This window comes from Leptothrix toolikensis (SeqCode) (assembly GCF_057922285.1).
Window position 1 is genome coordinate 1 of the sequence record NZ_JBYSVC010000101.1, and the last position, 7,598, is coordinate 7,598.

Genomic DNA, 7,598 nt, shown 5'->3' on the forward strand with positions numbered 1-7,598 from the left:
GGACGGATTTCGGCAAGACCGGCTATGGCGGCCCCTGCCCACCCCAAGGCGACAAGCCGCACCATTACATCTTCACGATCTATGCGCTGAAGACCGCCACGCTTGAGGTGCCGGCCGAAGCCACCGCTGCGTTGATCGGTTTCATGATCAACGCCAACAAGATCGGCCAAGCCAGCTTCACAGCGACCTACGGCCGTTAAGGCGTGGGTGGGGCCGAGGGGACGAGGGGCTCGGCCTCGTCGAAGCGCAGGCCGTTCTCAGCCATCCAAGCTTGGGCGGTGCGCACGGCCTCAATCGCCGCTGGCGCGCCCGCATAAGGGGCCACATGCAGCAGCACCTCACGGATCTCCAGCAGCGTGGCACCGTTGTTCATGGCACCGCGCAAATGGCCCTTGAGTTCTTGGCTGCGCCCCAGCGCCGCCAGCATCGCCACAGTACACAGGCTGCGCTGCTTGAGCGCCAAGCCCTCGCGCAGCCACGTCGAGCCCCAAGCGTGCTCGTTGACATAGCTTTGCAGCGGCGCTGAAAAGGCGTCGGCCTGCGCCAAAGCGCGGTCCACAAACACATCGCCCATGACTTGGCGACGCCGGGCCTCACCCGGATGCATCTCGGGCGAAGACATCTCTTTAGAAGTTCACACCGATCTTCAGGCCCAAGGTGGTCGGGCTGTAATCGACGCCGTTCTTGGTGCCTGTGCTGTGGATACGCAAATCAGCGCCAGCAAAGAGCATGCCGGCACGATAGTTGACGCCAGCGGCCACACCCGCGCCGTAGAGCGTGGTGCTGGTGGCACCTTGATCAACACTGAAAGCGGCCAAGCTCGGGCCGAAACCGGCCGACATCCCTGCACCGAAAGGGATGGTGTAGCGCGGTGAGAGCTCATAGCCCGTCACCTTGGTGCCGCTCTTGTCCGATTGACTCAGGTTGAAGTGCGTGCGGATGCGCTGATCCGGGGACTGGATCAAGCCGCAATTGAAGTTGAAGTCCAAGCCAAGGGCATCGGCGGCGGGCTGCGACGACGAATCGTTGCTGTTGATGGTCAGCGCCAGCGACGGAGCCGCTTTGTAACCGGGCTTCAAGATCGGCAGGAAGGTCCACTCACCCGCGTGAGCCGGGGCAGCCAACGTGGCCATCAGGACGGTCAGGGTGCTCAGAGCGAGCAGAACGTTTTGTTTTTTCATGGGGCATCTTTCAGAGAATCAGGGCAGAACGGCGCGATTGTGGGTCGCCCACCTGAAGCTGTCTGTAACCCCGGTCACATAGGGGCTACCGTATCCTCGGCAGACCAAACGCGATAGCCGTTGCGACCCGCGCTCTTGATGGCATACATCGCCATGTCCGCTCGGCGCATCAATGTGGCCGCGCTTTCGCTGTCTTCGGCGGACCGCATCGCGATACCGATGCTCAGACTGGTCTTGAGTTGCTCTTGGCCAAAGGGGATCGGGGCTTGGAACGCTTGGCCCATTTTCTCCGCCACCAAGCGCGCATCCTGCGGGTCGGACAACTCGGTCAGCACGACGATGAACTCGTCGCCGCCTGAGCGTGAGACCGTATCGACCGACCGCACGCACGCCACCAGCCGCGTCGCGATTTGGCACAGCAAGGTGTCGCCTGCGTCATGGCCGAAGCGGTCGTTGATTTCTTTAAAGTGGTCCACGTCGATGAACATGACCGCCAAGGCCCGGTGAAAACGCGTGGCATGCAACAGCGCTTGATCCAAACGGTCCAGCAACATGCGGCGGTTGGGCAAGCCGGTCAGCACATCAAAAAAGGCCAGCGCATGGGCTTTTTGCTCAGCCAGCTTCAGCTCGGTGATGTCCCGATTGTTCACGCGCCGCCCCAGATCCCGCCCGTCGCCAGCCATCACCTGACGGCAACCGTGGGCGATCCAGCGGATACCGCCGTCCTTGCGCACGATCCGAAACGAAATATGCGATTCAGGCTGATCGTCCAAGCTCTGAAGATGCGTGCGGTAGATGGCGGCATCCTCGGGCAGCAAGATGCGCTCTAACAAGGCGGGATCGGTATAAAACTCATCCGGGGTATAGCCGCTCACCCGTTCACACGCCGGGCTCACGTAGAGCACACAGCCCTCGGGGGAGAGCCAATACTCCCAGTCGTAGGTGTAGTCGGCGATGGTGCGAAAACGCTCTTCACTTTCACGCAGCGCCCGCTCACTCAGCTCCCGAGTGGTCTCCATGCGGGCCAACCGATAAAACACCGCCGCCAAGATCAACACAAAAGCCAGCGAGGCCCCGCCCAGCACCAAGGCGTGATCGCGCCAACCGGCCAAATAGGTGTGCTCAGCCAAGCCCACCATCACAAACATCTGTTGGTTGTCCAGCACTTGGTAGCCCAAGATGCGCCGGATGCCGTCGATGGGCGAAACCACCTCCACAGCACCGCTGGGACCGCCGTGGAGGATGGCTTGCCGAACCGGGATGGTCGGCTCAGGTTTGTTTTGGATCTCAGCCATGCCGGGGTAACGAATCACCACCGCGCCGTTGCCCATGCGCCGCAGCGCAATCAAACCATCGGAGCCGAGATCAATTTTTTGCAGCTCCTCTTGAAGGGTGCTGACATCAATGATGGCGATGGCGGCCCCCAAAAACGTGCCCTCGGCGGCCAAAATCGGCTGGCTGATGTACATCGACGCGCGGTGACTGTATCGCCCGAGCAGCACATCCGAATAAGACACCAGCGTCGCTTTCGGGTGGCTCACGATCTCTTTGAAAAACGCCCGGTCCGCGATGTTGATCGGCACTTGCTCGCCCATGCTGCTGTAGATCCGGTTGCCCTCAGCATCAAAGATGCGCAGGGCAGCGGCGCTGGTGATCGCATGGCGATGCGATTGCAACCAGTGGGTGATCTCAGCTTGATAGCGCGGCACCTGCTCGCGGCGCATCGCCGCTGGGTTGATGTCTTTGGCCAACATCGACACCACCCGCTCAGCCTCGTTGAACTCGAAATTCAACCTTGAGGCCAAGACTTGGGACAAGTTGCGCGCATCCGTCGTGGCATCCACCTTGGCCATGCGCAAGGAGCTGTACAGCTCATGGCCCATGATCAGCCCAAAAAGTACGAGCAGACCCAGCAGGATCAGCCCGTACTTGGATCGACACATGCGCAACATTGGGTCAGTCTAGGTCAGCGTCGGGGCTCCGTCCGGTTCGAACCCTTGACCAGATCAAAGCGGAACAAGCGGCATTCGATCGGGCCGTTCCACATCGGCACGCGCCGGCTCTCCTTCAGGCGCATGGCTTGGGGCAGCTTGGCGTCGGGGCTCAGCACCCACGCGGTCCAGCCGGCGTAGTGGTTCTTCCAGTGGCTGGCCAAGGCCGAGAAGAAGGCTTGCGAGGTGCCGCCGCCTTCAAAGCCTTCGCGCGCCATCCCCGCATGCGGGTCGTGCCCGGAGCCCGTGCCCTTGGCGTCGATCCGCTCGCCGTAAGGCGGGTTGAGCATCAACACACCGTGATCGGCTGGGGCCACGCGCTGCAAAGCGTCGGCTGTTTTGAACTCGATGGCGTGCAACACCCCAGCCCGCTCAGCGTTGCGGGTGGCGAAGTCGGTCATGCGGAACGACACATCGCCGCCCTGCACCATCACTAAGGGGGCATGCACGCGCGCACGCGCCGCAGCCTTCATGTCGCGCCAAGCCACCGCCGCCGTTTCCATGCGGAAGGGGCCGAGCTTTTCAAAGGCAAAGCTGCGTTGCATGCCGGGGGCGATGCCGCAGGCGATCTGCGCCGCTTCAATGGCGATGGTGCCCGCGCCGCAGCAGGGGTCGAGCAAGATGCCGTCTTCTTCACGGCCCTGCCAACCGGCCGCAGCCAGCATGGCAGCGGCCAAGGTTTCCTTGAGCGGCGCTTCGCCCTTGTCCTCGCGCCAGCCGCGCTTGAACAACGCCTCGCCGGTCAGATCGACATAGAGCAGCGCGTGCGCTTCTTGCAAGTGCAGCACCAGCGACAGATCAGGAAAGCGCGGATCGACATCCGGGCGGTCGCCCGTGGCCTCGCGCATGCCGTCGCACACCGCATCCTTGATGCGCAGGCTAGCGAAATGCAGGCTCTTGAGCGGCGAGCGCTGCGCGGTGGTGTCCACACGCAGGGTCTGCTTGGGACGAATCCACTCGGCCCAACGCACTGTGCGGGCCATCTCGTAGAGGTCGTCTTCGCCTTGGTACGGACCTTCGGCGACTTGCCACAGCACACGCTGGGCCAGGCGGCTTTCAAGGTGCAGACGCATGGCGGTCTGGGTGCTGCCGACCAAGGCCACACCGCCGCGCGCGGCCTTGACCGACTCCGCAGCACGGGCCGTACCGGCAGCCGACAGAATCGCCCGCACTTCATCGGCAAGCAAAGGCTCTGCGCCGGCGGCGCAAGGCAAGAAAAGAGGATTCGGATTCACGTGGGAGTCGCCGCAACAAAAAGGTGATTGTCGCGCTTCAGTCGTTTGTTACAAATGGTGAGCTTATCTTCAGGACTTGCAGAGACAATCACGCAACACCGCCAAGCACACGGTTTGGCTGGTTTGTACCGTTCATTGGTACCCCTCACCCCTCAAGGAGTTCTTAACATGCAGATCCATTTCACTGTCCGTCCCCTGATCCTTTCCGCCACGGTGGCCGCTATCGCACTGAGCGGCTGCGGCAGCATGAGCGAAACCCAAAAGGGCACCGCCATCGGTGCCATGGGCGGTGCCGGCTTGGGTGCCCTGATCGGCAAGGCCAGCGGCAATGCCGGCAAGGGTGCCGCCATCGGTGGCGTGGTGGGTGCCGTCGCCGGCAACATCTGGTCCAAGAAGATGGAAGAAAAGAAGGCCGCCATGGAAGCCGCCACCCAAGGCACCGGCGTGGACATCGCCCGGACCGCTGACAACCAACTCAAGGTCAACGTCCCTGGCGACTTCTCTTTTGATGTCGGCCAAGCCAAGGTCAAGTCCGTCATGCAGCCCGTGCTGCGCAAGCTGGCCAGCGGCCTGGACGCAACCCACCAAGTCGTGATCGTCGGCCACACCGACAGCACCGGCGCAACTGCGGCTAACAACCAGCTGTCGCTGAACCGTGCCGAATCGGTGCGTGACTACATGGTCGGCCAAGGCATCGCCGCCAACCGCATCCAAGTCAGTGGCAAGGGCGAAGATGAACCCATCGGCGACAACGCCACGTCCGAAGGCCGTGCCAAGAACCGTCGCGTTGAAATTTTCCTGCGCGAAGCAGGTCAGTAAGCTGGCTCGATAAAGAAAGACGGCACCTTCGGGTGCCGTTTTTTTCGTCCCGACCCTTCGCTACCCCCTTCTAGGACACCATGCCCGGCTACCAAACCAAGCAAGAGCAGATCGCCGTTCACGGCGTGGCTGATCTCGTCATCCGCTCACTGCTTGATCGGCAACAGTTCTCCGACCCCGAGGGCCTGGCGGAACGCTTGGGTATTTCCTCGGCCACGTGGCCGCTGTTCGGGCTGCTCTGGCCCTCGGGCGCACACCTCGCGGCCCGCATGGCCCTGCGCCCCGTCACGGCAGAAAAGATCCTAGAGATCGGCTGCGGCTTGGCCCTGGCCAGCTTGGTGGGCCATCGGCGAGGGGCGGATGTGACCGCCAGCGATTGCCACCCGATGGCCGGCAGCTTCTTGCTGGAAAACTTGCGGCTCAACGACCTCGCCCCCATGAAGTACCGCCAAGGCCAGTGGGGCAAGGCCGAAGACGCGGACGATGACAACGCCGTGCAAGGTCGCTTTGACTTGATCATGGGCAGCGACTTGCTCTACGAGCGCGACAGCAACGGCGATCTGGCCGGTTTTATCGAGCACCACGCTCAACACCGCGCCGAAGTCTGGATCGTGGACCCCGACCGAGGCAATCGCCCGAGCTTTAACCGCCATATGGCCGCTCAAGGCTTTGAGCGCCACGAAGAGCGCCTCGACAGCGCCGCCACCGCCGAGGGAGGCGTCTCGTACAAGGGGCGGATGCTGGTGTATCGACGCAGTGGTATGGCTTAAGTATGGCAATAAGGTTTACTATAACCATACTTCCACCACGTTAAAGGTCTCGTCATGGGCACGTTCAAGAAGATAACCATCAATCTACCGACCGAACAAGTCGAGTTCCTGCAAGCCCTAGCGCTCAAGGAGAAAGTCTCTGTGGTTGACATTCTTCGACGCTCCATCAACTCGGAAAAATTCTTTGTTGACAATGAGCAAGCTCATCGAAAGATCCTGATTGAAGACGGTACACGTATTCGCGAAGTCATTCGCAGATAAACCGCCTTCAAGGCATCGCGTTCATGACAACACCCCTCGACAGCACGAATCCGGTGGGTAGTGTGACAACACGGCTTGGTGCCGAAGTTGATCAAGATCTCGATTGGTCAAACGAAAAGATTTCCGAAGATGTCAAAACACTGGCGATGGGTCAAGATTACGACCCTCGACCCAAAGAGGATCAGGCCCGTCGGCATATCGCCTACTTACTGATCGGACTGCTCGTCGTCGTGGTCGGTAGCATCCTGATCTTGGTGGCGTGTGGAACGATCACCGTGGCCGAAATCAAAGATTTCTCCGTCGTTCTAGGCCCCGTCGTCACATTGGTATCGGCGGCCACGGGGTTTTACTACGGCACAAAATCCAAATAAGGACGCCTGCGCCCATGAATCACCCCTCCGACTTCATCACTGATGCGTCCATCCCCTCCCCCGTGCCGCACCGGCTGGGCTGCGACTGCGGCTTGCATGGCGGCGGAGGTGGTCATGCTGTCGTGGGCAGCCGACGGCTCTTTACCGGCTTGATCCTCGGTGCCGGGGCAGCAGCGGCCCTACCCACGTGGGCGCGCGAAGGGGTGGATGTGGGGCCCAACTCCAAGTTCACCCAGATCGTTTCGGCCGATCAAGTCGAGAACGCGGCCAAGCAGCAATACGCGCAGATGCAAGGCGACGCGAACCAGAAAAAAGCGCTGGCACCGCCGGATCATCCACAGGTGATTCGGCTGCGCGCCATCGCCGAGCGCATCATTCCCTTCACCTACGAATGGAACGAGCGGGCGCGCAACTGGAAATGGGAAGTGAACCTGATTGGCTCGCAAGAGCTGAATGCTTTTTGCATGCCGGGCGGCAAGATCGCCTTCTATTTCGGCATCCTGCAAAAGCTGCAACTCAGCGATCACGAAGTGGCCATGATCATGGGCCACGAAATGGCCCACGCCCTGCGTGAGCACGCCCGCGAACGCATGGGCAAGCAAACGGCCACGCGCGGCCTGATCGAAATCGGCTCAGCCTTGTTTGGCCTGAGCAGCGTGGGCCGCACCGTCGCCGACATGGGCGGGCAGTTGCTGACCCTCAAATTCAGCCGCGAAGATGAATCCGAAGCTGACTTGGTGGGCATGGAGCTCGCCGCCCGCGCGGGCTACGACCCGCATTCGGGCGTCACCTTGTGGCAAAAAATGATGGCCGCCAACAAGAACGCCCCGCCGCAATTCCTCTCGACCCACCCCTCCAGCAGCACGCGCATCAAAGAGATCGAGTCCAGCTTGCCCCAAGTCGCCAGCCTCTACGCCCGCGCACCCAAACCTCCACGCCAATTCGGCCCGCCAGCAGCGAAGGGTTGAGG

At 61.5% G+C, this 7,598-nt stretch carries 10 protein-coding genes; 6 read left to right on the forward strand and 4 right to left on the reverse strand.

The genetic code is table 11. From position 1 onward, the window contains the following. Positions 1-200 (forward strand): YbhB/YbcL family Raf kinase inhibitor-like protein (locus AC3VI7_RS11460; protein ID WP_489671539.1); only part of this gene is annotated, 200 nt, incomplete at its 5' end. Here the strand turns inward: AC3VI7_RS11460 and AC3VI7_RS11465 are convergent. From AC3VI7_RS11465 to AC3VI7_RS11480, 4 genes are all read right to left on the reverse strand, one after another. Further along, positions 197-622, reverse strand: coding sequence for a carboxymuconolactone decarboxylase family protein (locus AC3VI7_RS11465; RefSeq protein WP_489671318.1), 426 nt, complete (start codon positions 620-622; stop codon positions 197-199). The two genes, AC3VI7_RS11460 and AC3VI7_RS11465, sit on opposite strands and share 4 nt — an antisense overlap. Positions 623-626: 4 nt before the next feature. Further along, a complete protein-coding gene (locus AC3VI7_RS11470; protein ID WP_489671317.1) occupies positions 627-1,181 on the reverse strand; it encodes a hypothetical protein in 555 nt (184 codons plus the stop codon). Between the two features lie 74 nt (positions 1,182-1,255). Continuing rightward, entirely contained in the window at positions 1,256-3,124 is a 1,869-nt protein-coding gene (locus AC3VI7_RS11475; RefSeq protein WP_489671316.1) for a diguanylate cyclase domain-containing protein, read from the reverse strand. 23 nt (positions 3,125-3,147) lie between these two features. Further along, positions 3,148-4,407: a THUMP domain-containing class I SAM-dependent RNA methyltransferase gene (locus AC3VI7_RS11480; RefSeq protein ID WP_489671315.1), complete on the reverse strand. Its 1,260-nt coding sequence runs from the start codon at positions 4,405-4,407 to the stop codon at positions 3,148-3,150. A 168-nt stretch (positions 4,408-4,575) separates the two neighbouring features. Between AC3VI7_RS11480 and AC3VI7_RS11485 the strand changes: the two genes are divergently transcribed. The 5 genes from AC3VI7_RS11485 to AC3VI7_RS11505 all read left to right on the forward strand — a co-directional run bounded on the left by AC3VI7_RS11485 (position 4,576) and on the right by AC3VI7_RS11505 (position 7,596). After that, positions 4,576-5,226, forward strand: coding sequence for a YiaD family glycine zipper/OmpA-like lipoprotein (locus AC3VI7_RS11485; RefSeq protein ID WP_489671314.1), 651 nt, complete (start codon positions 4,576-4,578; stop codon positions 5,224-5,226). 80 nt (positions 5,227-5,306) lie between these two features. Beyond that, positions 5,307-5,996: a class I SAM-dependent methyltransferase gene (locus AC3VI7_RS11490; RefSeq protein ID WP_489671313.1), complete on the forward strand. Its 690-nt coding sequence runs from the start codon at positions 5,307-5,309 to the stop codon at positions 5,994-5,996. Positions 5,997-6,050: 54 nt separating this feature from the next. Further along, complete coding sequence (locus AC3VI7_RS11495; protein WP_489671312.1) at positions 6,051-6,257, forward strand: hypothetical protein; 207 nt, start codon at positions 6,051-6,053, stop codon at positions 6,255-6,257. A gap of 23 nt (positions 6,258-6,280) precedes the next feature. Beyond that, positions 6,281-6,628 carry a hypothetical protein gene (locus AC3VI7_RS11500; RefSeq protein ID WP_489671311.1) on the forward strand — a complete coding sequence of 116 codons (348 nt, stop codon included), beginning with the start codon at positions 6,281-6,283 and terminating at the stop codon, positions 6,626-6,628. 14 nt (positions 6,629-6,642) lie between these two features. Then, entirely contained in the window at positions 6,643-7,596 is a 954-nt protein-coding gene (locus tag AC3VI7_RS11505; RefSeq protein ID WP_489671540.1) for a M48 family metallopeptidase, read from the forward strand. The last annotated feature ends 2 nt before the right edge of the window (positions 7,597-7,598 follow it).

Coding starts and splice junctions, on each gene's coding strand:
- AC3VI7_RS11500 (WP_489671311.1), top strand. CDS start 6,281: ATGACAACACCCCTCGACAGCACGAATCCGGTGGGTAGTGTGACAACA.
- AC3VI7_RS11485 (WP_489671314.1), top strand. CDS start 4,576: ATGCAGATCCATTTCACTGTCCGTCCCCTGATCCTTTCCGCCACGGTG.
- AC3VI7_RS11470 (WP_489671317.1), bottom strand. CDS start 1,181: ATGAAAAAACAAAACGTTCTGCTCGCTCTGAGCACCCTGACCGTCCTG.
- AC3VI7_RS11475 (WP_489671316.1), bottom strand. CDS start 3,124: ATGTGTCGATCCAAGTACGGGCTGATCCTGCTGGGTCTGCTCGTACTT.
- AC3VI7_RS11490 (WP_489671313.1), top strand. CDS start 5,307: ATGCCCGGCTACCAAACCAAGCAAGAGCAGATCGCCGTTCACGGCGTG.
- AC3VI7_RS11495 (WP_489671312.1), top strand. CDS start 6,051: ATGGGCACGTTCAAGAAGATAACCATCAATCTACCGACCGAACAAGTC.
- AC3VI7_RS11505 (WP_489671540.1), top strand. CDS start 6,643: ATGAATCACCCCTCCGACTTCATCACTGATGCGTCCATCCCCTCCCCC.
- AC3VI7_RS11465 (WP_489671318.1), bottom strand. CDS start 622: ATGTCTTCGCCCGAGATGCATCCGGGTGAGGCCCGGCGTCGCCAAGTC.